This is a genomic window from Streptococcus sp. V919 (assembly GCF_054353475.1).
In genome coordinates this window covers 98,183-121,821 of sequence record NZ_JBTHHY010000001.1, presented here as the reverse complement: position 1 = coordinate 121,821, position 23,639 = coordinate 98,183, and the positions used below count along the sequence as shown (strand labels likewise).

Annotated in this window: 23 protein-coding genes and 1 pseudogene; 11 read left to right on the top strand and 13 right to left on the bottom strand. The window is 41.0% G+C overall.

Annotation, left to right across the window (positions count from 1 at the left end):
* Position 1: 1 nt before the first annotated feature.
* Positions 2 to 1,048 (bottom strand): FecCD family ABC transporter permease, encoded by a 1,047-nt coding sequence (locus ACXYSK_RS00650; RefSeq protein WP_458624687.1) that lies wholly within the window; start codon positions 1,046 to 1,048, stop codon positions 2 to 4.
* A gap of 434 nt (positions 1,049 to 1,482) precedes the next feature.
* Positions 1,483 to 1,752, bottom strand: a complete 270-nt coding sequence (rpsO, locus tag ACXYSK_RS00645) for a 30S ribosomal protein S15 (RefSeq protein WP_001018251.1) — start codon at positions 1,750 to 1,752, stop codon at positions 1,483 to 1,485.
* Between the two features lie 205 nt (positions 1,753 to 1,957).
* On the opposite strand from rpsO, the gene ACXYSK_RS00640 reads away from it, so the two are divergent.
* The 4 genes and pseudogenes from ACXYSK_RS00640 (at position 1,958) to thrS (ending at position 5,037) form a co-directional block, all read left to right on the top strand.
* Positions 1,958 to 2,329 carry a hypothetical protein gene (locus tag ACXYSK_RS00640; protein ID WP_458624686.1) on the top strand — a complete coding sequence of 124 codons (372 nt, stop codon included), beginning with the start codon at positions 1,958 to 1,960 and terminating at the stop codon, positions 2,327 to 2,329.
* A gap of 121 nt (positions 2,330 to 2,450) precedes the next feature.
* Positions 2,451 to 2,581: pseudogene (locus tag ACXYSK_RS00635) on the top strand (AAA family ATPase); the annotation flags it as partial.
* A gap of 32 nt (positions 2,582 to 2,613) precedes the next feature.
* Positions 2,614 to 3,006 (top strand): hypothetical protein, encoded by a 393-nt coding sequence (locus ACXYSK_RS00630; protein WP_441347991.1) that lies wholly within the window; start codon positions 2,614 to 2,616, stop codon positions 3,004 to 3,006.
* Between the two features lie 87 nt (positions 3,007 to 3,093).
* Positions 3,094 to 5,037, top strand: a complete 1,944-nt coding sequence (gene thrS / locus ACXYSK_RS00625) for a threonine--tRNA ligase (RefSeq protein WP_458624685.1) — start codon at positions 3,094 to 3,096, stop codon at positions 5,035 to 5,037.
* A 208-nt stretch (positions 5,038 to 5,245) separates the two neighbouring features.
* Here thrS and ACXYSK_RS00620 read toward each other — a convergent pair whose 3' ends face one another.
* From ACXYSK_RS00620 to ACXYSK_RS00610, 3 genes are all read right to left on the bottom strand, one after another.
* Entirely contained in the window at positions 5,246 to 6,295 is a 1,050-nt protein-coding gene (locus ACXYSK_RS00620) for a DUF389 domain-containing protein (RefSeq protein ID WP_458624684.1), read from the bottom strand.
* 309 nt (positions 6,296 to 6,604) lie between these two features.
* The gene (locus ACXYSK_RS00615; RefSeq protein WP_458624683.1) at positions 6,605 to 7,579 is read right to left on the bottom strand and encodes a sensor histidine kinase; all 975 of its coding nucleotides are present in this window, start codon (positions 7,577 to 7,579) and stop codon (positions 6,605 to 6,607) included.
* Positions 7,572 to 8,249 carry a response regulator transcription factor gene (locus ACXYSK_RS00610; RefSeq protein WP_441347987.1) on the bottom strand — a complete coding sequence of 226 codons (678 nt, stop codon included), beginning with the start codon at positions 8,247 to 8,249 and terminating at the stop codon, positions 7,572 to 7,574. Before ACXYSK_RS00610 ends, ACXYSK_RS00615 begins: the two co-directional genes overlap by 8 nt.
* 95 nt (positions 8,250 to 8,344) lie before the next feature.
* Here ACXYSK_RS00610 and ACXYSK_RS00605 point away from each other — a divergent pair, with 95 nt between their 5' ends.
* On the top strand, positions 8,345 to 9,421 hold the full coding sequence (locus ACXYSK_RS00605) for a DUF2974 domain-containing protein (protein WP_458624682.1): 1,077 nt from the start codon (positions 8,345 to 8,347) through the stop codon (positions 9,419 to 9,421).
* Between the two features lie 105 nt (positions 9,422 to 9,526).
* Complete coding sequence (locus tag ACXYSK_RS00600) at positions 9,527 to 10,156, top strand: MBL fold metallo-hydrolase (protein WP_458624681.1); 630 nt, start codon at positions 9,527 to 9,529, stop codon at positions 10,154 to 10,156.
* Between the two features lie 38 nt (positions 10,157 to 10,194).
* Here the strand turns inward: ACXYSK_RS00600 and ACXYSK_RS00595 are convergent, their stop codons facing one another.
* Complete coding sequence (locus ACXYSK_RS00595; protein ID WP_458624680.1) at positions 10,195 to 12,087, bottom strand: M13 family metallopeptidase; 1,893 nt, start codon at positions 12,085 to 12,087, stop codon at positions 10,195 to 10,197.
* Between the two features lie 179 nt (positions 12,088 to 12,266).
* Here ACXYSK_RS00595 and ACXYSK_RS00590 point away from each other — a divergent pair, with 179 nt between their 5' ends.
* The 5 genes from ACXYSK_RS00590 to ACXYSK_RS00570 all read left to right on the top strand — a co-directional run bounded on the left by ACXYSK_RS00590 (position 12,267) and on the right by ACXYSK_RS00570 (position 16,292).
* Positions 12,267 to 12,989 carry a metal ABC transporter ATP-binding protein gene (locus tag ACXYSK_RS00590; protein WP_458624679.1) on the top strand — a complete coding sequence of 241 codons (723 nt, stop codon included), beginning with the start codon at positions 12,267 to 12,269 and terminating at the stop codon, positions 12,987 to 12,989.
* On the top strand, positions 12,986 to 13,834 hold the full coding sequence (locus tag ACXYSK_RS00585; protein WP_458624678.1) for a metal ABC transporter permease subunit: 849 nt from the start codon (positions 12,986 to 12,988) through the stop codon (positions 13,832 to 13,834). The genes ACXYSK_RS00590 and ACXYSK_RS00585 overlap by 4 nt, the downstream gene beginning before the upstream one ends.
* A gap of 27 nt (positions 13,835 to 13,861) precedes the next feature.
* Positions 13,862 to 14,791, top strand: a complete 930-nt coding sequence (locus tag ACXYSK_RS00580) for a metal ABC transporter substrate-binding lipoprotein (RefSeq protein ID WP_458624677.1) — start codon at positions 13,862 to 13,864, stop codon at positions 14,789 to 14,791.
* A gap of 117 nt (positions 14,792 to 14,908) precedes the next feature.
* The gene (tpx, locus tag ACXYSK_RS00575) at positions 14,909 to 15,403 is read left to right on the top strand and encodes a thiol peroxidase (protein ID WP_458624676.1); all 495 of its coding nucleotides are present in this window, start codon (positions 14,909 to 14,911) and stop codon (positions 15,401 to 15,403) included.
* Between the two features lie 238 nt (positions 15,404 to 15,641).
* Positions 15,642 to 16,292 carry a metal-dependent transcriptional regulator gene (locus ACXYSK_RS00570; protein ID WP_235083331.1) on the top strand — a complete coding sequence of 217 codons (651 nt, stop codon included), beginning with the start codon at positions 15,642 to 15,644 and terminating at the stop codon, positions 16,290 to 16,292.
* Between the two features lie 41 nt (positions 16,293 to 16,333).
* Here the strand turns inward: ACXYSK_RS00570 and dtd are convergent, their stop codons facing one another.
* From dtd to cysE, 7 genes are all read right to left on the bottom strand, one after another.
* The gene (gene dtd / locus ACXYSK_RS00565; protein WP_254726913.1) at positions 16,334 to 16,777 is read right to left on the bottom strand and encodes a D-aminoacyl-tRNA deacylase; all 444 of its coding nucleotides are present in this window, start codon (positions 16,775 to 16,777) and stop codon (positions 16,334 to 16,336) included.
* A 29-nt stretch (positions 16,778 to 16,806) separates the two neighbouring features.
* On the bottom strand, positions 16,807 to 19,023 hold the full coding sequence (locus ACXYSK_RS00560; RefSeq protein ID WP_458624675.1) for a RelA/SpoT family protein: 2,217 nt from the start codon (positions 19,021 to 19,023) through the stop codon (positions 16,807 to 16,809).
* Between the two features lie 127 nt (positions 19,024 to 19,150).
* Complete coding sequence (locus ACXYSK_RS00555) at positions 19,151 to 20,281, bottom strand: ABC transporter ATP-binding protein (RefSeq protein ID WP_458624674.1); 1,131 nt, start codon at positions 20,279 to 20,281, stop codon at positions 19,151 to 19,153.
* A gap of 112 nt (positions 20,282 to 20,393) precedes the next feature.
* Complete coding sequence (locus tag ACXYSK_RS00550) at positions 20,394 to 21,263, bottom strand: helix-turn-helix domain-containing protein (protein WP_458624673.1); 870 nt, start codon at positions 21,261 to 21,263, stop codon at positions 20,394 to 20,396.
* A gap of 2 nt (positions 21,264 to 21,265) precedes the next feature.
* Positions 21,266 to 21,652, bottom strand: coding sequence for a Mini-ribonuclease 3 (locus tag ACXYSK_RS00545; protein ID WP_458624672.1), 387 nt, complete (start codon positions 21,650 to 21,652; stop codon positions 21,266 to 21,268).
* Positions 21,645 to 22,988: a cysteine--tRNA ligase gene (gene cysS, locus ACXYSK_RS00540; protein WP_458624671.1), complete on the bottom strand. Its 1,344-nt coding sequence runs from the start codon at positions 22,986 to 22,988 to the stop codon at positions 21,645 to 21,647. The genes ACXYSK_RS00545 and cysS overlap by 8 nt, the downstream gene beginning before the upstream one ends.
* A gap of 32 nt (positions 22,989 to 23,020) precedes the next feature.
* Positions 23,021 to 23,638, bottom strand: coding sequence for a serine O-acetyltransferase (gene cysE, locus ACXYSK_RS00535; RefSeq protein ID WP_458624670.1), 618 nt, complete (start codon positions 23,636 to 23,638; stop codon positions 23,021 to 23,023).
* Position 23,639 lies beyond the last annotated feature (1 nt).

Here is a 23,639-nt window from a genome sequence, read left to right as displayed (position 1 = left end):
ATCAGACCTTCACCTCCCTTCGTCTACTTGCAACCATGTAGATAAAGAAAGGTGCACCTACTAGGGCCGTGAAAATACCAATCGGCAGCTCAGCATTTTGGATTAAAACACGAGCAAGAACATCTGCCCAGATAACAAAGAGGGCGCCGAGCAAGGTTGCTATCGGAAAAAGCCTTCTGTAGTTTGTACCCACCAAACTTCTCGCCAAATGTGGGGTAATAAGACCAACGAAGCCGATAATTCCACAGGTTGATACCAAGATAGCTGTCAGCACAGCCACAATAGCCACATAGAGATACCAGTAAAAACGTAGAGGAATCCCCAAGGTCAAGGCTGCCTCATCTCCCATCATCATGGCATTAAAAACACGGTATTGGGTAGAGAAAAATAAAAAGGCTATTCCCACGACTACTGCTGGCAGGGTTAAGTGAGCCCATGAGATCCCTGCTAGAGAACCCATGGTCCAAAACTTGATGGTCATGACACTGTCAGCATTAGCGCCAATTGAGATAATAAAGTTTGAAAAAGCCAAAAAGAGTGCATTGACCACAGTACCTGATAAAATGAGGCTAGAAGTTGTCATTCTTCCTTGCATGGAAGCAATGACTAAGACTGCAACTGTTGCCACAAGCGCTCCAAGGAAAGAGCCGAGACCAATCATGACTTTAAACCCAAGAATGATACTCAAAGTCGCACCAAAGGTTGCCCCAGCAGAAATTCCTAACACATAGGGCTCTGCGATTGGATTATTGACTGTTGACTGCATGACACTACCACACATGGAAAGGCCAGCACCAACAATCAAAGCAAGAAAAACCCGTGGCAATCTCATATTCCAAACAATAGCAAGTGTTGACTTCGAAAGGTTTCCTATATCCAGCGGAGCTCCCATCTTACTCAAAATTATCCGATAAGTATCGCTCAAACTAATTTGAACAGACCCCATCGAAACAGCTAGAAATAGAGAGACTCCCAATGCTACAAGCAAAAAAGCTAGCAGAAAAAAATATCGCAGGTTTTGATGGCTTCCAGAAAATTTGGAAAGCATGAAACCCTCCCTTTATCAAAGATTAAAAATTTAGACAATTTTCATAATTAGTATACCACATTTCCAAATCAGGAACAAGACTAGAAAAATATAGAAAAAAGCCCTCTGAAGTCAGAGAGCTAATTTGAGCTCAAGCTAAAATCCTAGTGAAAAAGATGAAACTCCTTGTATTCATCGAACACTGTGTCGTTTCCCTATTTTCATACGGATTTTTGGTGCCCTTAGCATCATGATTCCTGCTGGATAAAACGTTTATAGACTGACTAGGTGGCAAGCCGAAGATCGAACAAGAATTTTAGTGAAACAAAAAATCTCCCCAAAGGGAGATCTTTCTGGTTTATTTTACCTTACAGTGCTAGGAACCGTAACCGAAGATAATACTTGAGTATATCGAGGTAAGGTGACAACGCAATGTAAGTGGAAAATAAAGCAGATTAGCGACGAAGTCCAAGAGAGTTGATTAACTCACGGTAACGGTTAACGTCGTTTTTACGCAAGTATGCAAGCAAATTACGACGGCGACCGATTTTCTTCATCAAACCACGGTAAGTAGCGTGGTCTTTTTTGTGTTGTTTGATGTGTTCGTTAAGGTGGTTGATTTCCCAAGTAAGGACAGCAACTTGAACCTCTACTGAACCAGTGTCACCTTCGTGACGTGCATATTGTGCGATGATTTCATTTTTTTTCTCTTTTGAGATTGCCATGATGTTTCTCCTTTTTATTTGGCTTCATCCGAGTGACAGGTTGGCATGCCTGTAACCAAGAAGAAGTTATTTGTCTTTACGACAGTTCTTATTCTACCAAGAACTAGCTTCTTTGTCAACTGATTTACTATTCTTACCGCAAAAGTGCTATAATAGTTATAGGAAGGATATCTAAGGTGATAGTTTTATAACGAGGTGATTGACCATGCGTAAATTCTTCAAATATCTCCCCTACTATCTGGTCGTATTTTTCTTTTATTGGCCACTTTATGGATTATTTATACTACTATTACAGAATCCAAAACTAACGGAGCTCTATCTTTTAAATATATTCATCATTTCGCCTGTTGTAGTTTTTATAGTCTCTCTTCTTTATAGCTACCGATTTGGTTTTTCACTGCGTTGGCTTTTAGGTAGTTGCTTACTCTATGGATTTACTATCATTCCTTTCAGAGAATTTATCATTGTTTATTTCCTAGCCTATGAAATTCTTATTTTGCTAGGTATGGCTATCGGTATCATTATCAAGTATTTAGTGCAAAAACTGAAAAACAAAAAACTTTCACAAAATCCTTGAAAAATCTCGCAATCATGCTATAATAATGCATAGAGACAAGTCACTTAGAATCTTTCTTTTAGAGAGTGCGTGGTTGCTGAGAACGCATAGGAAGTCTAAACTGATACTACTCTACTAACTTTTATGCAAACATAAAACGGTGGCCACGTTAGAGCCAATCAGAGGTGTCCCTCTTTTTTGAGGAACATAAATGAAGGTGGAACCACGTTGCGACGTCCTTTCGAGGAGGTCGCTTTTTTGTTTGGAGAATAGTTAATCGCAAAAAAGTGAAGATGGAGATTGATATGAAGAAAACATTGTTCTGGGTGATTGCCTGTATCTACCTTATCGTCTATGTATGGCTAATGAAAACTCTTAGTCTATGGGGTTCAGCGTCCATTGTTTTCTTTGCATTTCTTGCATTTATCCCTCTTATACCATTTCTTGCTCCTTTTCTCGGTATCTTAATGTTTTTTAAGAAAAAGGAACTCGTGATAGCAGGATATCTTTTTAGTCTTACTGCTAGTTTTTATTTGGTTAATGCTATAAGAAACTATCCGCTCAGGATAAACATGAGTGGTCAAATGACTGATGAACAATATATGTCTTTAATCCTTTCCTTGGTAAGTTATTTACTTATTTCTACAGTTTGTTTTGTTTATAGAATGAAAATGTTAGAACATCATTCAGTTAGATAAGCAAATATTATTGTTCTTTATAACTAACCCTTTGCTATTTCTTCAAGCCTCAATTTTAAAATACGATAAATTTTTAAGGAGAAAACCATGATTAAGATTACTTTCCCTGATGGCGCTGTTCGTGAATTCGAATCTGGCGTTACTACTTTTGAAATTGCCCAATCCATCAGCAATTCCCTCGCTAAAAAAGCTCTTGCTGGTAAATTTAACGGCAAATTGATTGACACTACTCGTGCCATCACTGAAGATGGAAGCATTGAAATCGTGACACCTGATCACGAAGATGCCCTTCCAATCTTGCGTCACTCAGCGGCTCACTTATTTGCCCAAGCTGCTCGTCGTCTTTTCCCAGATATCCACTTGGGTGTCGGTCCAGCTATTGAAGACGGCTTCTACTACGATACGGACAATCAAGCTGGTCAAATCTCTAACGAAGATCTTCCTCGTATCGAAGAAGAAATGAAGAAAATCGTGAAAGAAAACTTCCCATCAATTCGTGAAGAAGTGACTAAGGATGAAGCGCGCGAAATCTTCAAAAACGATCCATACAAATTGGAATTGATCGAAGAACACTCTGAAGATGCAGGTGGCTTGACCATCTACCGTCAAGGGGAATACGTAGACCTTTGCCGTGGCCCACACGTGCCATCAACAGGTCGCATCCAAATCTTCCACCTTCTTAATGTGGCAGGTGCATACTGGCGTGGTAATAGCGACAATGCCATGATGCAACGGATCTACGGTACAGCTTGGTTTGACAAGAAAGATTTGAAGGACTATCTTCAAATGCGTGAAGAAGCCAAAGAACGTGACCACCGTAAACTTGGGAAAGAGCTTGACCTCTTCATGATTTCTCAAGAGGTTGGTCAAGGTCTTCCATTCTGGTTGCCAAATGGAGCGACTATCCGTCGTGAATTGGAACGCTACATCGTCGACAAGGAAATCGCTGCTGGCTACCAACACGTCTACACTCCACCAATTGCCTCAGTTGAACTTTACAAGACTTCTGGTCACTGGGATCACTACCGTGAAGATATGTTCCCAACTATGGATATGGGTGATGGTGAAGAATTCGTTCTTCGTCCAATGAACTGTCCTCACCATATCGAAGTCTTTAAACACCACGTGCACTCTTACCGTGAATTGCCAATCCGTATTGCTGAAATCGGTATGATGCACCGTTATGAAAAATCTGGTGCTCTCACAGGGCTTCAACGTGTACGTGAAATGTCACTTAATGACGGTCACACTTTCGTAACACCTGAACAAATCAAAGATGAGTTCCAACGTACGCTTCAATTGATTATCGACGTTTACGAAGATTTCAACTTGACTGATTATCGTTTCCGTTTATCATATCGTGATCCTCAAGATACTCACAAATATTTTGACAATGATGAAATGTGGGAAAATGCTCAACGTATGTTGAAATCAGCTATGGATGACATGGGACTTGACTACTTTGAAGCTGAAGGTGAAGCAGCCTTCTACGGACCAAAATTGGACATCCAGGTCAAGACAGCTCTTGGAAAAGAAGAAACACTTTCTACTATCCAGCTTGACTTCTTGCTTCCAGAACGCTTCGACCTTAAATACATCGGAGCTGATGGTGAAGAACATCGTCCAGTTATGATTCACCGTGGTGTTATCTCAACGATGGAACGCTTCACAGCTATTTTGATTGAAAACTACAAAGGTGCATTCCCAACATGGCTTGCACCTCACCAAGTTACTCTTATCCCCGTTTCGAACGAAAAACACGTAGACTACGCTTGGGAAGTAGCTAAGAAACTCCGTGACCGTGGGGTCCGTGCAGATGTAGATGAACGCAATGAGAAAATGCAATTCAAGATCCGTGCTTCTCAAACTCAAAAAATTCCTTACCAATTAATCGTTGGTGACAAGGAAATGGAAGAGCAAGCCGTAAACGTTCGCCGTTATGGTCAAAAAGAAACAGAAACCATGCCGGTAGATGCATTTGTAGAATTGATCCTTGCAGACATTGCAAATAAATCTCGTGTTGAGAAATAAACCATATAATCTGGGACAAAATCCCAGCTACTAAAAAAGCAACAACTATTTCAGTTGTTGCTTTTTATACTTTATTTGCCTGACTAGTAGTGATTGGTCAAACCATCACAAATGGCAGCCTCGTCAATAATCCTTTCTATCCACTAATTTTTGGGTGTAGGATATCCTCCCAAGACTTGCTTCCTCGAGTTAGATAAGTTCAATATCCTCAATCCTTGTCTGCTTCTTTTTCTTTTACGAAATCTTTTTGTGAATCTTTTTCAGAGAGTTTTTGATCGATATACTTGTTAATGGTTTCATAAAATTCCTTGGTCATCTCACTATCTAATTTTGTCGAATTATGGACTTGATTGACTTTCAATTGAACAGTTTGAATACCGTAAGAGGCTTGTTTTTGGCGGATTGTTTCTAATTCTTCTTCTGAAATCGGATCTCCAACAACTGTCAAGACTAATTCATTGTTACTTGACTTGTAGACTTGATTAATGATCGTATGATTAGAAAACTCTTTTCCTACAAACTGTTTGATCCCTTCTTTTCGTGCTTGATCCATCGTCAGAGTGACTGCTGAATAGCTGGCTGGAAGAACCAATAATACAATCAAGGATATCAAGCCAATTTTCATTTTAATGTTTAGCTCTTTAAATGAACTTAAGGGAGTTTTTCTCATCAAAATTCTTGTTCCAACAATGTTGGCTAGCATGATAAAGACACAGTTAATCAAGAAAAGATAGAGAGCCCCAGATAAAAACCGTACATTTCCATTAGCTAAACCATAGCCTGCAGTACAGATAGGTGGCATCAGAGCTGTTGCAATAGCTACTCCAGGCACGATATTGTTTGCTTCTTTTTTCCTTGAACCAATTACTCCTGCTATCCCACCCGCAATAGCAATGAGAACATCCCAAATGGTTGGAGATGTTCGTGCAATCAACTCGCTACTTGCATAAGATAAGGGAGAAATCCAGAAATACAGAGTCGATACAAGCAAACTGACCAATACTTGAGTAAATAAAACCTCTAGAGATTGCTTGATTAAACGCGTATCAAAAATAGCTAAACCAAACCCCAATCCAACAATCGGTGTCATAAGAGGGGAAATCAGCATGGCTCCAATAATGACAGCTGTTGAATTCATATTTAGACCTATAGAGGCAATAAAAATCGAACACATCAAAATCAATGTATCTCTTAATCGAACATGAAGATCATCATATAATTTTTCACGGTATTCACGTGTTGAATAGTTTCCGGTCATTGGTTACTCCTTTTATTTCATATAATCTTGTTTCTGCATGGATGATGGTAGAGAGACTTCTGTCTAAACTGACATATTTTTAATTCTCACTTATAATTCTTATGAACATTATCTTTTAAATATCCATCAATCCATCCTACACACTATATCAAAAATTTTACAGTCTTTCAAGGAAGGACTCAATCAATTTGACAGATAGTGAACGGAAAAATTCCAGTTACTTTTTTCTTTGTTCTATCCTATTTTCTCACTACATAGAAATCTAAAGAAGAGCTTGAAAGATATCTTCCAAGCTCTTAGCATTTCTTTTTACTCAATAAGTAGGTTCACTTCCGCAAACTTAATTCGCACGGTTGTTCCTCGACCAAGTTCAGATTCGATACGGATTTGATGACCTAATTCTTGGCTAATTTTCTGGGTTAAATAGAGACCAAGTCCAGATGACTGCTGGGTCATACGACCATTGTAACCTGAAAATCCGCGTTCAAAGACTCGAAGAACATCACTATTTTTAATGCCGATTCCTGTATCCTTGATACAAAGGTCCTGACCGTCCATATAGATTTCAATTCCACCTTCATTCGTATACTTGAGGCTATTTGAGAGAATTTGTTCAATGACCACCAACAACCATTTTTTATCCGTCACAATGCTTCTATCCAAGTCATGCATATTAATACTCAGGCTTTTCTGGATAAAGAAAATAGCATATTTGCGAATGACTTCCTTGACCAGATTTTCTATATTTTCTTTTTTCAAAACCAAATCATCATGGAAACTTTCTAAGCGTAGATATTGGAGCACGAGATTGGTATAGGAATCAATCTTAAAAATTTCCTGCTCCAACTGCTGTTTCAGTTGGCGATCCGTCACCTCACTCACGAGAAGTTTACTAGCTGCAATTGGGGTTTTTATCTGATGAACCCAGAGAGTATAGTAGTCCACCAAATCATTATAGCGATTTTCCGCATCTGATTTCTTTTGATAAAGCTCAGCTTCGCGTTCGTCCAATTTTTCTGCTAGAGCACATTCCAAAGGAGATTTTGGTTCTCTTTCAGAATAAAGCAATTCCTTACGATAAACTTCTGCTTCTACTAGGATATCCCAGATGAAAAATAAAAGGGTTAGAAAACTACAAAGCAGAAAGAAGTAAAGAAAGTAAGAACCTAGATTTGTAAATAAAATGTGAAAGGCGAGGGCAAGGCAGCTAATCAAAAAAATGAAGACTAGAAGGCGAATCCGTGAGCGAAGATAGGCTAGAAAAAATTGTCTCCAATTAAGCATGTTTTAACCCGTATCCTATTCCTTTCTTAGTTTCAATAAATCCTACCAAACCTTGCTCTTCCAGTTTCTTACGCAAACGCGCAACATTAACAGAAAGAGTGTTATCATCGATGAAAAAGTCACTATTCCAGAGTTCTCGCATCAGGTCATCACGCGCCACGATATTACCTGCATGTTCAAATAAGACACGCAGGATTTGAAATTCATTCTTTGTCAGCGTGATTGCCTGCCCCTCAACATGCAAATCCATAGACTTGGTATTGAGGATTACTCCTGCATATTCTAATAGACTCTCATCCCGCCCAAACTCATAAGAGCGTCGCAATAATCCCTGTACCTTGGCTAAGAGGACCTGCTGATCAAATGGCTTGGTCACAAAATCATCTGCTCCCATATTAATAGCCATCACAATGTCCATAGCCTGGTCTCTGGAGGACAGAAACATAATAGGAGCTTTGGAAATCTTGCGGATTTCCTGGCACCAATGATAGCCATTAAACAAGGGAAGACCAATATCCATAAGAACCAGATGAGGTTGAGATTGAACAAATAGCGTTAGAACTTCCATAAAGTCTTCTACCATGACTACTTCAAAACCCCATTCGGAGAGCATTTTCCCAACTTGTTGACGGATTACTGGATCATCTTCTACTAGTAAAATCTTATGCATCTGCTCCTCCTTTTTCTATATTATAGCAAAATTCTCCTGACTACTAGCGAAATTGATGCAAATCTGATATGATAAAAGTTAAGAAAGGAATTCCCATGGCCAATATTTTTGACTACCTAACTGATGTTCAATACGATTCTTTTTATGATCTCCCCTTAAATGAACTAGATGTACTAGCTTTAACAGAGCTGACTTATCTTCCTTTTGATAACCTTTTGGACCAACCTGTCAATCGTTTAAGCGATGTCGCAACACGTGTCCCGCGAGAAAGTACCATGCTGACCAATAAAGAACGTCTGCAACTTTTAGACCAACTTGCCCAACACAAACGTTTTAGAAATTGCAAGCTATCAAACTTTGTCAACGAGATTGATACCGAGCAACAGAAACAGTTTGCTGCTATGACCTATCGTCTTAACTTAGATACTTATCTGATTGTCTTTCGAGGAACGGATGATAGTATTATTGGTTGGAAGGAAGATTTCCACATGACCTACATGAAGGAAATCCCTGCCCAAAAGCATGCTCTTGAGTATTTGGAAGATTTCTTTACCCAATATCCAAAACAGAAAGTGATTGTTGCTGGACATTCCAAAGGCGGGAATCTAGCCGTCTTTGCTGCTAGTCAAATCCAGCCTGAATTGCAAGAAAAAATATCTGCAGTTTATACCTACGATGCTCCTGGTTTGCAGGCTCATCTGACTGAAACCACTGGTTATCAAGATGTTATTCCAAAAATTCACCGTTTCGTCCCACAAGGTTCTGTCATTGGCATGATGCTGGAAGTTCCTGATACTCCTACAGTCGTCAAATCTACGGCTCTCGGTGGCATCGCTCAACACAATACTTTCAGCTGGCTAACTGAAGGACACCACTTTGTCCAACTAGAGGCAATCAGTAGCGAAAGTTTACAAATTAAAGACACTCTTAAAGAATGGGTGGATAGTGTTCCCGATGAGGAATTAGAGCTCTACTTTGATCTCTTCTTTGGAACCATCCTAGAGTCCGGAATTAGCTCTATTAATGAATTATCTTCTAAAAATGCCATCGAGCACATTCGTCAACTAGTTTCTCAAGCACAGACACTAGAGCCCGAGCAAGTTGAAATCTTAAAAAATCTGACACAACTCCTACTGGATGCCCGCTTCCAAGCTTGGAAAAATCATTTTTAATGAATTAAAAAGTCCCTTCCTTTATGGAGGGACTTTCTTGTTGATTTCTTATTTTGCGCTTCTGTGTTATACTAGAAACTGTAAATCTTTGAAAGAGGAAATCCTATGAAAATCCATAAAACTGTAAATCCTGTTGCCTATGAAAACACTTATTATCTCGAAGGAGACCAACACCTGATCGTGGTTGATCCTGGTAGCAACTGGGATGCTATTCGCAAGATTATCGAGAACATCAACAAACCAGTCTGTGCGATTCTATTGACCCATACTCACTACGATCATATCTTGAGTCTGGACTTGGTCAGAGATACTTTTGGAAATCCTCCAGTCTATGTGGCTGAGAGTGAAGCTTCTTGGCTCTATACTCCTGTCGACAACCTCTCAGGCCTTCCTCGTCATGACGATATGGCAGATGTCGTATGTAGACCAGCTGAATACACCTTTGTTTTTCATAAAGAATACCAAATCGAGGAGTTTCGTTTTACAGTACTCCCAACTCCAGGTCACTCTATCGGTGGTGTTTCACTCGTTTTCCCAGATGGACACTTGGTCTTAACGGGAGATACCCTTTTCCGAGAAACCATTGGTCGAACAGACTTGCCAACTGGTAGTATGGAACAACTCCTTCATAGTATCCAAACCCAGCTCTTTACTCTTCCTAACTACGATGTCTATCCTGGACATGGTCCTGCTACGACCATCGCTCACGAAAAAACCTTTAATCCATTTTTCTAAAACATAAAAACCAAGGACAATCATCCTTGGTTTTTTGATTACCAAATAATCACACGGTCTTCTGGTGCACGCCACATTCCGTCGCCTTCTTTGACATCATAGGTTGTAAAGAAGTCATCAAAGTTTGGCACTTGGACATTGACACGAAGTTTAGCTGGCGCGTGTACGTCAACACTGGCCATGAGTTTCATCAACTCTGGACGACCTTTCATACGCCAGATACGAGCAAAGTTGTTGAAGAACTCTTCAGCTGAGAAGTCCGGTTCTCTCTTTGCAGCTTCTAGTGCAGCAGCAATTCCTCCAAGGTCCGCAACGTTTTCGGATACAGTTAATTTCCCATTGATTTTTGCACCGTAAGATTCTTGACCATCAAACTGGTCGATAACCTTCTGTGTTTTTTCTTTAAAGGCTGCATAGTCGCTTTCTGTCCACCAATCCTTGAGGCTTCCATTTTCATCAAAGGAAGCTCCATTAGTATCAAAGGCGTGAGAAATTTCATGGGCAATAACCGCACCAATACCACCATAGTTGGCAGAAGATGACTGATGCAAGTCATAGAAAGGTGCCTGTAAGATAGCAGCAGGGAAGACAATCAAGTTCTTTTGTGGATTGTAGTAGGCATTGACCATATGAGCAGGCATTCCCCACTCCTTGTAGTCAACCGGCTGATTCCACTTGCTCCAACTGTGCTTGATTTCAACACGCGCAAAGGCAAGAGCATTCTCAAAGAGACTAGCAGATTCATCCACTACCTTGTCCTTGTAGCGAGCTGGTAGTTCTTCTGGGTAACCAATATAAGGCTTGATCACATTGAGTTTGACGATGGCTTTTTCTCGCGTTTCAGGAGTCAACCAGTCATTCTTAGCCAAGCGTTCCTTATAAACATCAATCATGGTTGCCACTTTTTTCTCTACATCCGCCTTGGCTTCTGGAGAGAATTTTTCATGTGCATACCAAAGACCGAGCGCTTGTTTGAATGGTCCTTGGGCTAAGTGGTAAGCAGCCTTGCGCTTGTCTTGGGCTTCTGGAACTCCTGAAAGGGCACGGCCATAAGCACCTGACAAAATACGGATTTCGTCTGTTAGATAACTAGTTGAAAGATTGACCACACTCAAGATCAAGCTTGCTTTTAGCAAAGGCCAAGCTTCCTCACTATAGAATTGCTCTGCTGCTTGCCAGAAACGTTCTTCATCTACGATAACCTTATCTGGAGTTTGACCAATCACAGTTTGGAAGAAGTCATCGAGAGGTAAGGCAGGCGCAAACTTCTTGAAATCTTCATAAGAGTATGGATGGTAGAGTTTGGCATATTCTGAACTCTCTTCGTTTGAAAGTACGACTGCTGCGATACGGCGATCCAACTCCAATCGTTTCTGTAAAAGATCTTCGATTTCTTCATCTGAGAAGTCATAGGCTTTAAGGAGATTAGCAGTACTTTCTTTCCAAAGGTTCAATAATTCCTCGCGCTGTGGATGGTCTTCCGCATAGTAGGTTGTGTCAGGCAAGATTGTTCCTGGAGCACTAGCCCAGAGAACATTGGTTCTAGCATCCATAAAGTCTGGTGATACTCCAAATGGAAGGAAGTTTGGTTTCCCTGCTAGCTCAAACTCTGCTAGCTTGCTTGTAAAGTCTGCGAAGCTCTCTAAATCTTGGTATTCCTTAAGCATAGGAAGGACTGGCTTGATGCCATCAGCTTCTCGCTTATCGAAATCTCTGACCATACGATGGTATTTGACAAAGTTTGCTAAGATGGCATCTTCTGGAACATCTTCTCCAACCAACCATTTGTCAGTTGTCGTTAACATTAAGTCTTCGATTTCTTCGTCAAGGTCGATAAAACCACCTGTTCGTGATTTATCAGCTGGAATGACTGCAGTCTTTTCCCATTCACCATTTATAGCATCATAAAAATCATCTTGATAACGTGTCATCTTGTTCTCACTTTCCTAATTTCACTTATTCCTAGCTTAGCAAAAATCCCTGGGGAATGCAATTAAAAATGCCGTTTCCTCCTATTTGATTTCATTGTTAATATTTTAAATTTTTACCAAAATTAACTTGACTTAAAAATAAAATTAATGTATATTAAAATTAGGAGGAATACAACTGTATGATACGTATCGAAAACCTCAGTGTCTCCTACAAAGAAACTTTGGCACTAAAGGATATTTCACTAGTGCTCCAAGGACCAACGATTACCGGGATTATTGGTCCAAACGGCGCTGGAAAATCAACCTTATTAAAAAGTATGCTGGGCATTATCCCACATGAAGGACATGCTTTTATCGACGATAAAGAAATGAACAAATCTCTTAAGAAAGTTGCCTATGTCGAGCAAAAAATTCATATCGACTACAACTTTCCTATCAAGGTAAAAGAATGTGTCTCTCTGGGACTCTACCCATCCATCCCACTCTTTCACACTTTAAAAGCAAACCACTGGAAAAAGGTAGCTGAAGCACTCGAAATCGTAGGTCTTTCTGACTATGCAGATCGTCAGATTAGTCAACTATCTGGAGGACAATTCCAGCGTGTTTTAATTGCCCGCTGTCTAGTTCAAGAGGCTGACTATATTCTCTTAGACGAGCCCTTTGTTGGGATTGACTCAGTCAGTGAAGAAATTATCATGAACACGCTGAGAGATCTTAAAAAGGCTGGTAAGACGGTTCTTATCGTCCACCACGATCTCGGTAAGGTTCCCCATTATTTTGACCAGGTTCTCCTTCTCAACAAGGAGCTAATTGCCTTTGGTCCAACAAAGGAGACCTTTACCAAAGCCAATCTCAAACAAGCTTATGGTGACCGACTCTTTTTCAATGGAGGTGACCTATGATTGGAGAATTTATAGATGGATTGCAGAATTTCCACTTTCTACAAAATGCCTTGATTACAGCAGTTGTCATCGGTGTTGTAGCCGGAGCTGTTGGCTGCTTTATCATTCTACGTGGGATGTCTCTCATGGGCGATGCCATCTCGCACGCTGTTTTACCTGGTGTAGCTCTTTCTTTTATTTTAGGAATTGACTTCTTTATCGGGGCTATTATCTTTGGACTACTTGCTTCTGTCATCATCACCTACATCAAGGGTAACTCTATCATCAAGAGTGATACTGCCATAGGGATTACCTTTTCATCTTTCTTGGCTCTGGGTATCATCCTGATTAGTGTGGCTAAAAGTTCAACGGATCTCTTTCACATCCTCTTTGGGAATATCTTGGCTGTGCAAGACTTAGACATGTATATTACCATCGGTGTGGGAGCACTCATTCTCTTGATTATCGGGATTTTCTTCAAACAACTTTTGATTACATCCTTTGATGAACTTCTGGCCAAGGCTATGGGCATGCCAGTTAATTTTTATCACTATCTGCTCATGGTACTCTTGACCTTGGTGTCAGTGACTGCCATGCAAAGTGTCGGAACCATCCTTATCGTAGCCATGCTCATTACCCCAGCTGCGACAGCTTATCTCTACGCCAATAGTCTAAAGAGCATGATTTTTCTTTCATCAGGCTTGGGAGCTCTAGCTTCTGTCTTGGGACTTTTTATCGGTTATAGTTTTAACTTGGCTGCAGGTTCAAGTATCGTGCTAACATCTGCCAGTTTCTTTCTCATCAGTTTCTTTATCGCACCAAAACAACGTTATCTGAAACTGAAAAATAAAAAAATCAAACAATAACGAGGGAAGCCCCTCTGGAGGAATCTAATGAAAAAATTAGGTGCATTGCTGGTTCTTTGCCTTTCTGTCATTGCTCTTGTAGCATGTTCTACTGGAAAGAAAGATGCAGCTTCTGGACAAAAATTAAAAGTCGTTGCTACAAACTCAATTATCGCTGATATCACTAAAAATATCGCTGGAGATAAGATTGATCTTCATAGTATCGTGCCTGTTGGACAAGATCCACACGAGTACGAACCTCTTCCTGAAGACGTTAAGAAAACTTCGCAAGCTGACTTAATCTTCTACAACGGCATCAACCTTGAAACAGGTGGAAATGCCTGGTTTACAAAATTGGTTGAGAATGCTAAGAAAACTGAAAACAAAGACTACTTTGCTGTCAGTGAAGGCGTTGATGTCATCTACCTAGAAGGCCAAAATGAAAAAGGGAAAGAAGACCCACATGCTTGGCTCAACCTTGAAAACGGGATTATTTATGCGCAAAACATTGCTAAGCAACTCATCGCTAAAGACCCTAACAACAAGGAATTCTACGAAAAGAATCTCAAAGAATACACTGAAAAACTAGACAAGCTTGACAAGGAAGCCAAAGAGAAATTTAACGCTATTGATGCGGACAAGAAACTCATCGTAACCAGCGAAGGATGTTTTAAATACTTCTCTAAAGCTTACGGTGTCCCAAGTGCTTACATCTGGGAAATTAACACTGAAGAAGAAGGAACACCTGACCAAATCAAGACTTTGGTTGAAAAACTTCGCCAAATGAAAGTTCCATCACTATTTGTTGAATCCAGTGTCGATGATCGTCCAATGAAGACTGTTTCTAAAGACACAAACATCCCAATCTACGCACAAATCTTTACGGACTCTATCGCTGAAGAAGGTAAAGAAGGTGATAGCTACTACAACATGATGAAATACAACCTCGAAAAAATAGCTGAAGGTTTGTCTAAATAATCATTTTAAAAACGTCATTCTCCTTGAATTGGCGTTTTTTGATTCAAATTCCGGTCAAATTATTGGGAAAATCTGACGTTTCAATGTAAAATGAAAGAAAAAAGATTGGAGTAGCTTATGACTACATTCCTTGGAAATCCTGTAACTTTTACAGGAAAACAACTACAAGTGGGTGACAAGGCCCTTGACTTTTCTCTAACAACAACGGACCTTTCTAAAAAAACACTGGCTGACTTTGAAGGCAAGAAAAAAATCTTGAGTGTTATCCCTTCTATCGATACAGGTATCTGCTCACTTCAGACTCGTCGCTTTAACCAAGAATTGGCTAGCTTGGACAACACTGTAGTCCTAACAGTATCAATGGACCTTCCATTTGCTCAAAAACGCTGGTGTGGTGCTGAAGGAATTGAAAATGCTATTATGCTTTCAGACTACTTTGACCACTCCTTTGGACGTGATTACGCCCTCTTAATCAATGAATGGCATCTTCTAGCACGCGCGGTTTTTGTTCTCGATACTGATAATATCATCCGTTATGTAGAGTACGTGGATAATATCAACAGCGAGCCAGACTTTGAAGCCGCTATTGCAGCTGCAAAAGAACTCAACTAAGTCCAGCTCTTGTAGCAATAGAGAGTGGAACAGAAATCGGTAATTCGTTAGAATTCGATTTCGTTGTCCCACCTCCGCACAGTTGAGTAGGGCTGTAAAAGCTGATGAAATCAGCGTAGTAGAGTCCACTCAACCACTGCGTCTTGCTCGTCAATCCAAAGACAATTGAGAGGCTAGGACTTTTGTCCCAGCCTCTTTTTTGGTATACTAGATACAGATAATAGACAAGGAAATGCGAATGACACCAAATAAAGAAGACTATTTGAAATGTATTTATGAGATTGGCATGGAATTTCCGAAGGTTACCAATAAGGAAATTGCTGCTCGAATGCAGGTATCTCCTCCAGCTGTAACCGAGATGATCAAGCGCATGCAAGCTGAAAATCTCATTCTTAAAGACAAGAAAAAAGGCTATTTAGTCACTGATATTGGTTTAAAACTGGTCTCTGAGCTGTATCGTAAACATCGCTTGATTGAGGTTTTCCTGGTACATCATTTAGACTATACCAGTGATCAGATTCATGAGGAAGCTGAAGTATTAGAACATACCGTTTCAGACTTTTTTGTGGAAAGATTAGAAAGTATGCTAGGATTTCCAAAAACCTGTCCACATGGTGGAACCATACCAGCTAAGGGAGAGCTTTTAGTGGAAATCAATAACCTTCCTCTGGCGGAAACTAAAGAAGCTGGAACTTATCTTCTGACTCGGGTTCATGATAGCTTTGACCTCCTCAAATATCTGGAAAAACATGACATCAATATCGGAGACAAGCTTCAAGTTCAACAGTTTGATGACTTCTCTAACACCTTTACTTTGATTCATAAAAATGAAGAACTCTTGGTAAGTCTAGAAATCGCCAAACAGCTCTATGTTGAAAAACTGAACTAAATACGTCACAAAAAAACCAAGCATACAAGCTTGGTTTTTTCTTATCTATTTTTAGTATCTAGGATAATGGTGACTGGGCCATCATTGACCAGTCCGACCTGCATATCTGCTCCAAAAACTCCCGTCTCAACAGGAACTTCCTTGGCTAGCTTTTGGTTAAATTCTTGATAGAAGGCCTCAGCCATATCCGGTTTGGCTGCACCTGTAAAGGCTGGACGATTTCCTTTTTTGGTATCCGCAAACAGAGTAAACTGTGAGATGGAGAGAATTTCTCCTTGGATATCCTTGACAGATAGGTTCATCTTGCCTTCGGCATCTGAGAAAATCCGCATATTGACAAGTTTTCTAACTGCATAATCCAAATCTTCTTGCTGGTCTTCGGGTCCAACACCCACTAAGAGCAGGAGCCCCTGTTTGATCTGACCATGAATTCGCCCATCAATAGAAACCTGAGCTTCCTTGACGCGCTGAACGATAATTCTCATAGAAATCCTTTCTGACTATCTCAACCAATTTAGCCGTTGGTACGTTTGACTGAATAGACTTCTGGTACACTCTTAATCTTATCAACTACAGTTGTCAACATTGAAAGGTTAGAAATCCCAAAGGATACATGGATATTAGCAAATTTCATATCCTTGGTTGGTTGGGCATTAACTGACGAGATATTCTTAGTTGTATTGGATAGGACTTGCAAGATATCATTCAAAAGGCCAGAACGGTTGAGTCCATAGATGTCGATATGAGCCATATATTCCTTGCTTGAGAATTGGTCTTCCCACTCAACATCTAGCAAACGTTGCTCATAGTTTTCCTGTGAACGAAGGTTCATACAGTCCACACGATGGATAGCAACACCACGACCTTTGGTAATATAACCAACGATATCATCACCTGGAACAGGGTTACAACATTTAGCAATCCGGACCAAGAGCCCAGAAGCACCTTGGATGACAACTCCACCTTCATGCTTCACCTTAAGCGTATCCTTGTTCTCTACTTTTACTTCGCCACCCTTGACCAGTTCTTCTGCTTCTGCCTTAGCCTTGGCACGCTCTTCTTCACGACGTTCTTTTTCCGTCAAACGGTTAAAGACGGTAATGGCTCCGATTTCTCCAAAACCAATGGCTGCAAAAAGGGCTTCTTCTGTCTTGTAGCTGGTTTTTTGAAGGACTTCATCCATGTGGCGCTTGTCCATGAATTTATTAGCCACATAGCCATTTTCTTGGAGCTGACTAATCAGCATTTCACGGCCTTTATTGATGGACAATTCTTTATCTTGGTTTTTAAAGAACTGACGAATTTTGTTACGGGCCTTGCTGGTCTTAACCATATTGAGCCAGTCACGACTTGGTCCAAATGAATTTGGATTGGTGATGATTTCAACCTGGTCACCCGTTTTTAACTTAGTCGTCAATGGAACCATACGGCCATTAACCTTGGCACCTGTTGCTTTTTCCCCGATCTTGGTATGAATCTCATAGGCAAAGTCAATCGGTCCAGAATCCTTTGGAAGAGAACGAACCGCTCCATCTGGAGTAAAGACATAAATTTCTTCTGCCAGATAGTTTTCTTTGACAGTATCTACAAATTCCTTGGCATCATCTGCCTGATCTTGGAGTTCCATCATCTCCTTGATCCAGTTCATTCCGATAGCAGATTCTTTACTATTAACCTGACCTTTGATTCCTTTTTTGTAGGCCCAGTGAGCCGCAACCCCGTACTCGGCAACCTCGTGCATCTCCTTAGTACGAATCTGGAACTCAATTGGTCCTTTTGGTCCATAAACAGTCGTATGAATAGACTGGTAACCATTGGCCTTACGATTGGCAATATAGTCCTTGAAACGGCCTGGCATTGGTTTCCAAAGTTCATGGACATACCCCAACATCGCATAGACATCGCTCTGAGTATCTAAAATACAGCGAATGGCAATCAGGTCATAGATTTCTTCAAAGCGTTTTTTCTTATCCTGCATCTTGCGGAAAATAGAGTAGATATGCTTAGGACGACCGTAGATTTTTCCTGTAAGGTGGCGCTCAGATGAATATTCCTCTAGTTTTGTCACAACTTCATCGACCAAGGCTTCCCGTTCTTGACGTTTTTCCTTCATCATGTGACTAATCTTGTAAAATTCAGTTGGATTGAGATAGCGGAAAGAGAGATCTTCCAGTTCCCACTTCACGCTTGAAATCCCCAAACGGTGAGCAAGTGGGGCATAGATTTCCATTGTTTCTCTGGAAATACGCTCCTGCTTGTCTTTACGAAGATGCTTGAGGGTGCGCATGTTGTGCAGGCGGTCAGAGAGTTTTACCAAGATAACACGGATATCCTCTGACATGGCCATGAGCATCTTGCGGTGGTTCTCGGCCAATTGCTCCTCGAAAGATTTATACTCGACCTTACCAAGTTTGGTAACACCGTCTACAATCACTCGAACATCATGACCAAACTCGCGTTCTAAATTGTCCAAAGTAGCATCTGTGTCTTCGACAACGTCATGCAAAAAACCACAGGCAACAGTGACAGCGTCCAGCTTGAGCTTTGCTAAAATACCTGCTACCTGAATAGGGTGGATAATGTAGGGCTCGCCCGATTTACGATACTGCCCACTATGACATTCTACAGCGTAAACCAAGGCCTTGTGTACAAAAGCCACATCTTCTTTCGATAAATATTGTTGCGTTAAAGCGACGACTTCATCGCCTGAATAAATTACTTCTTTTGGCATGCATACTCTCCAGTTCTTCCTACCATTTTAACACTTTTTGGTCAATATGAAAACTAGAAGAACCTAGAGCTTTATAAGAAAAACACTGCTAGAAAATTTCTAGCAGTGTTTGATCATTTCTTATATCTTAGTAAACTGTTTTTTCAGTTTCAACGTCGAAGAAGTGAGCTTTGTTCAAGTCAAATCCAAGTTCAACTGTTGCACCAGCTTGCAAATAGTCACGTGCATCAACTTTAGCAACGAATTCATCTTTACCAACTTGGCAGTATAGGTGAGATTCTGAACCGAGCAATTCTGATACAGAGATAGTTGCTTTCACAACTGATTCTGGGAATGTTTCAAGGAAAGCAGGTTCTGCATTCACGTCTTCTGGACGGATACCGAAGATCAATTCTTTACCTTCGTAACCTTTATCGCGAAGAACTTTCAAAGCACCTTCTGGAACTTTCAAGTTGAAGCCGTCACCAACGATGTGATCACCGTTCAATTTAACGTTGATGAAGTTCATAGCTGGGCTTCCGATAAATCCTGCTACGAATTTGTTAACTGGGTTTTTGTAAACTTCTTGAGGAGTACCGATTTGTTCAACACGTCCGATAGTACCAGTACCAGCAGGGTTTTTAGTTGCTGACATGATAACGATACGGTCTGCAAGTGTCATCGCTTCTGTTTGGTCGTGAGTTACGTAGATAGTTGTAGCTCCGATACGACGGTGGATTTTAGCGATTTCAGCACGCATTGATACACGAAGTTTTGCATCCAAGTTTGACAAAGGTTCGTCCATCAAGAATACTTTAGCATCACGGACGATGGCACGACCCATGGCAACACGTTGACGTTGACCACCTGAAAGGTCAGCTGGTTTACGATCCAAGAATTCTTTCAAGCCAAGAATTTCAGCTGCTTCTTGTACACGTTGGTCGATGTCTTCTTTGCTGTATTTACGCAATTTCAAACCAAAAGCCATGTTATCGTATACAGTCATGTGTGGGTAAAGAGCGTAGTTTTGGAATACCATGGCGATGTCACGGTCTTTTGGAGCTACGTCGTTGACAACCACGCCATCGATAGATGCAGTGCCTTCTGTGATGTCTTCAAGACCTGCAATCATACGAAGAGTAGTTGATTTACCACATCCTGAAGGTCCTACGAAAACGATAAATTCTTTGTCTTTGATGTCCAAGTTGAAGTCTTCAACTGAGTAGTGTTCGCTATTTGGATATTTTTTGTAAATGTTTTGAAGATTTAATTCTACCATTTCGGTGAACTCCTTTTATTTTTGATAGCTTTATTATAAATGAAAACGCTTTACATTTCTATGGCAAGGTGACCAAAAAAATAAAAAAGTTCTGTGCAACTTGCACAAAACTTTAAATAATATCTGGTAAAATCAACTGATAACACAAGGTCAAGTCAGTCAATTCTTTCAACTGAATCCCTGTCAATTCTTCCCATTTATCAATCTTGTACTGAAGAGAATTGCGGTGCAAATAGAGTTGCTGAGCTGTCTTAGTCAGAACTGCACTATTTTCCCATAAAGAGAGAATGATTTCCTGAATCTGATCTTGATCCAAAATCATCTGGTGTAGATAATCTTTGATCAAACTAAGATCCACCATTTTTTCACCCATACTCCAAAGGTAAAGTTGAGAAAACGTATGGAATCCTTGATGGCCTTGACGCCACCAGTTTTTAAACAAGTCACGTTCTGCTTTGATCAAGTCTGGCAGCGCCTGATGTCCAGTTTGTGACCATACCTGACCAAGCATGATGGACAGGCGCACCCCAAAGTCGTATTCTACTGCTTCCAAGGTATCCATCAAGATTGAGCGAACCGAGGTATACTTGTCCTGTTGGAGAACAAAAAGGTAATCCTGAGCGCCAACCTGAAGCACTGTCTCGCAATTAGGAAAGAGGGTTTTCATCATATCCAACCAAGAAGTCAAGTTTTCCTGTTGGTAATAGGAAAGATGGCAATAGACAACTTGTAGCTTTTTAAAGCTCTGTGGCGCTTGTCCCTTGCCCTCAATCAAATAGCTATACCAGGGATTTAGAGAGATCGTTTGTTCCTGCTGAGTTAAGAGAGCCACCAACTGTTTCTCACGTTCACTAAGTCCAGCTTCCTCTAGTAAAACCCACTGATTTGAGGATACTGGAAGCGTCAGATAGCTTTCCTTGTCGACTGGTTGGTCTACGATTTGAGCTTGTGGAAACCAATCTAGTAATTCTTTTGCAATCATTCCTAGCCCTCCACTTTTTGAATACACCAAGAAATCAAGGTTTCAAGGCGCTCTACGTTTTCAGTCATATGAAGATAACCCATGACCGCTTCAAAACCTGTAGACATACGGTAGGTCACTACATCTGCATTCTTTGCCTTGGTGTGACTATTGGTATTGCGACCACGTTTATAGATTTCTTCTTCTTTTTCCGTTAGGACTTGCTCCTCCAACATGAGGGAAATAAAGCGTGCTTGAGCCTTGGCTGATACATACTTAGTGGCCTCTTGATGGAGTTTATTGGGCTTGGTCATGCCTTTAAGAATGAGATGACGGCGAATATACATTGAATAAACCGCATCTCCTTCAAAGGCTAGCGCAATCCCGTTAATGAGATTGACATCAATCACGTGTCCACCTCACTCCATCCTTGGTATCAAGCAATTTAATCCCTTGCGCAGCTAGTTGGTCACGGATTTGGTCAGCTGTTGCAAAATCTCGGTTAGCACGCGCTTCTTGGCGTTTTTGAATCAAGGCTTCAATCTCTTCATCCAAAACTTCTTCGACAAAGACTACTCCAAAGACTTCTAACATGGCTGCAAGAGCTTCCTTCACTGTTGCATCATAGTTGCCTGAATTAATCCATTTGGCCATTTCAAAGACAACTGTGATTCCATTAGCTGTATTGAAATCCTCATCCATAGCAGCTACAAACTTATCTTTAAATGCCTGTAACTCCCCCGCATCTACAGTTCCAGAAAATGGTTGCTCGTAAGTGTTCTTTAGATACTTGAGATTGGTCTCGGCATCGCGAACAGATTTTTCCGTAAAGTTGATAGGCTTGCGGTAGTGTTGAGTCGCAAAGAAGAAGCGAAGCACTTGACCGTCAATCGTTTTAAGGGCTTCGTGTACCGTAATGAAGTTCCCTAAAGACTTAGACATCTTAACATTGTCGATATTGACAAAACCATTGTGCATCCAGTAGTTGGCAAAGGTCTTGCCTGTTTTAGCCTCTGACTGGGCAATTTCGTTGGTGTGGTGTGGAAACTCAAGGTCGGCACCACCACCGTGAATATCGATGGTATCTCCTAAAATCTCAGTTGACATGACCGAACACTCGATGTGCCATCCTGGACGACCTGGTCCCCATGGGCTATCCCAAGAAATCTCATCTGGTTTGGCAGCTTTCCAAAGGGCAAAGTCTACAGGATTTTCCTTGCGGGCTGTCTCCTCATCAGTGCGACCTGAAGCACCTAACTCCAAGTCTTCCAGTGTTTTATTAGCCAATTTACCGTAGTTGTGAGATTTTTCCACTCGGAAATAAACATCTCCTTGACTTTCGTAGGCATAGCCTTTTTCAATCAAGTCTTCCACAAAGCGGATGATGTCAGCCATATAATCCACCACACGAGGATGGTAAGTAGCAGGTTTGACTCCCAAGGCCCTCACATCCTCACGAAAGGCAGCAATGTACTTGTCTGCTACTTCCTGAGGCGTGATACCTTCTTCCTTGGCACGGTTGATAATCTTATCATCCACATCCGTAAAGTTGGAAGTGTAGGTAACCTCATAACCACGGTATTCAAAATATCGACGAATGGTATCAAAAGCTACTGTCGAGCGGGCATTTCCTACATGGATATAGTTGTATACAGTTGGCCCACAGACATACATCTTGACCTTGCCGTCCTCGATTGGGACAAATTCTCGCAAATCACGAGACATGGTGTCATAGATTTTAATCACTTACTGATTCCTTTCTGTGTCTTACAATAAGCTTACAAACCAGACGACCTGTGGCTGGCTTCTCTCGCTTGCTCAAGTTTATTGACGTAGTATTCACGTTTTTCTTCGACTTCGTGAATGGTTGGTTCATCCTTTTGTCCATGCACTCTGACAATCTTGGCTGGAATACCGACAACCGTCACGTCGCTAGGAACATCTGCTACAACAACTGCTGCAGCACCGACCTTGGCATTTTCACCGATTTCTACAGGCCCGATAACTTGGGCATGTGCAGATATGAGAGCTCCCTTACGCACGGTCGGATGACGTTTGCCAACATCCTTACCAGTCCCACCAAGAGTCACTCCGTGATAGAGAAGAACTCCTTTTTCAACGATAGCCGTCTCCCCAATAACCAGACCCGCCCCGTGGTCGATAAAGACACCAGAGTCGATCTGAGCTCCTGGGTGAATCTCTATCTGTGTCCAAAAACGCCAAAATTGGCTGTGCATACGAGCTAAGAGCTTAAAGCCATGTTCCCAGAGAAAATGAGAGAGGCGGTGGGCAGCCAAGGCTTTCACACCAGGATAGGTCAAAAGAACCTCCAAAGTGGTGCGAGCCGCTGGATCATTTTCTTTTACGATATCAATGGTTTCACGCCACCATCCCATA

Bases quoted from the DNA above. Each gene is read 5' to 3' on its own strand.
- ACXYSK_RS00640 (WP_458624686.1), top strand. From the start codon at position 1,958: ATGCGTAAATTCTTCAAATATCTCCCCTACTATCTGGTCGTATTTTTC.
- ACXYSK_RS00620 (WP_458624684.1), bottom strand. From the start codon at position 6,295: ATGACCGGAAACTATTCAACACGTGAATACCGTGAAAAATTATATGAT.
- dtd (WP_254726913.1), bottom strand. From the start codon at position 16,777: ATGAGAATTATCGTTCAGCGCGTCAAGGAAGCTCAGGTTTCTATTGAT.
- ACXYSK_RS00580 (WP_458624677.1), top strand. From the start codon at position 13,862: ATGAAAAAATTAGGTGCATTGCTGGTTCTTTGCCTTTCTGTCATTGCT.
- tpx (WP_458624676.1), top strand. From the start codon at position 14,909: ATGACTACATTCCTTGGAAATCCTGTAACTTTTACAGGAAAACAACTA.
- ACXYSK_RS00570 (WP_235083331.1), top strand. From the start codon at position 15,642: ATGACACCAAATAAAGAAGACTATTTGAAATGTATTTATGAGATTGGC.
- ACXYSK_RS00595 (WP_458624680.1), bottom strand. From the start codon at position 12,087: ATGACACGTTATCAAGATGATTTTTATGATGCTATAAATGGTGAATGG.
- ACXYSK_RS00555 (WP_458624674.1), bottom strand. From the start codon at position 20,281: ATGGTAGAATTAAATCTTCAAAACATTTACAAAAAATATCCAAATAGC.
- ACXYSK_RS00600 (WP_458624681.1), top strand. From the start codon at position 9,527: ATGAAAATCCATAAAACTGTAAATCCTGTTGCCTATGAAAACACTTAT.
- ACXYSK_RS00560 (WP_458624675.1), bottom strand. From the start codon at position 19,023: ATGCCAAAAGAAGTAATTTATTCAGGCGATGAAGTCGTCGCTTTAACG.
- cysE (WP_458624670.1), bottom strand. From the start codon at position 23,638: ATGGGATGGTGGCGTGAAACCATTGATATCGTAAAAGAAAATGATCCA.
- thrS (WP_458624685.1), top strand. From the start codon at position 3,094: ATGATTAAGATTACTTTCCCTGATGGCGCTGTTCGTGAATTCGAATCT.
- ACXYSK_RS00605 (WP_458624682.1), top strand. From the start codon at position 8,345: ATGGCCAATATTTTTGACTACCTAACTGATGTTCAATACGATTCTTTT.
- ACXYSK_RS00610 (WP_441347987.1), bottom strand. From the start codon at position 8,249: ATGCATAAGATTTTACTAGTAGAAGATGATCCAGTAATCCGTCAACAA.
- ACXYSK_RS00615 (WP_458624683.1), bottom strand. From the start codon at position 7,579: ATGCTTAATTGGAGACAATTTTTTCTAGCCTATCTTCGCTCACGGATT.
- ACXYSK_RS00550 (WP_458624673.1), bottom strand. From the start codon at position 21,263: ATGATTGCAAAAGAATTACTAGATTGGTTTCCACAAGCTCAAATCGTA.
- ACXYSK_RS00630 (WP_441347991.1), top strand. From the start codon at position 2,614: ATGAAGAAAACATTGTTCTGGGTGATTGCCTGTATCTACCTTATCGTC.
- rpsO (WP_001018251.1), bottom strand. From the start codon at position 1,752: ATGGCAATCTCAAAAGAGAAAAAAAATGAAATCATCGCACAATATGCA.
- ACXYSK_RS00590 (WP_458624679.1), top strand. From the start codon at position 12,267: ATGATACGTATCGAAAACCTCAGTGTCTCCTACAAAGAAACTTTGGCA.
- ACXYSK_RS00650 (WP_458624687.1), bottom strand. From the start codon at position 1,048: ATGCTTTCCAAATTTTCTGGAAGCCATCAAAACCTGCGATATTTTTTT.
- ACXYSK_RS00585 (WP_458624678.1), top strand. From the start codon at position 12,986: ATGATTGGAGAATTTATAGATGGATTGCAGAATTTCCACTTTCTACAA.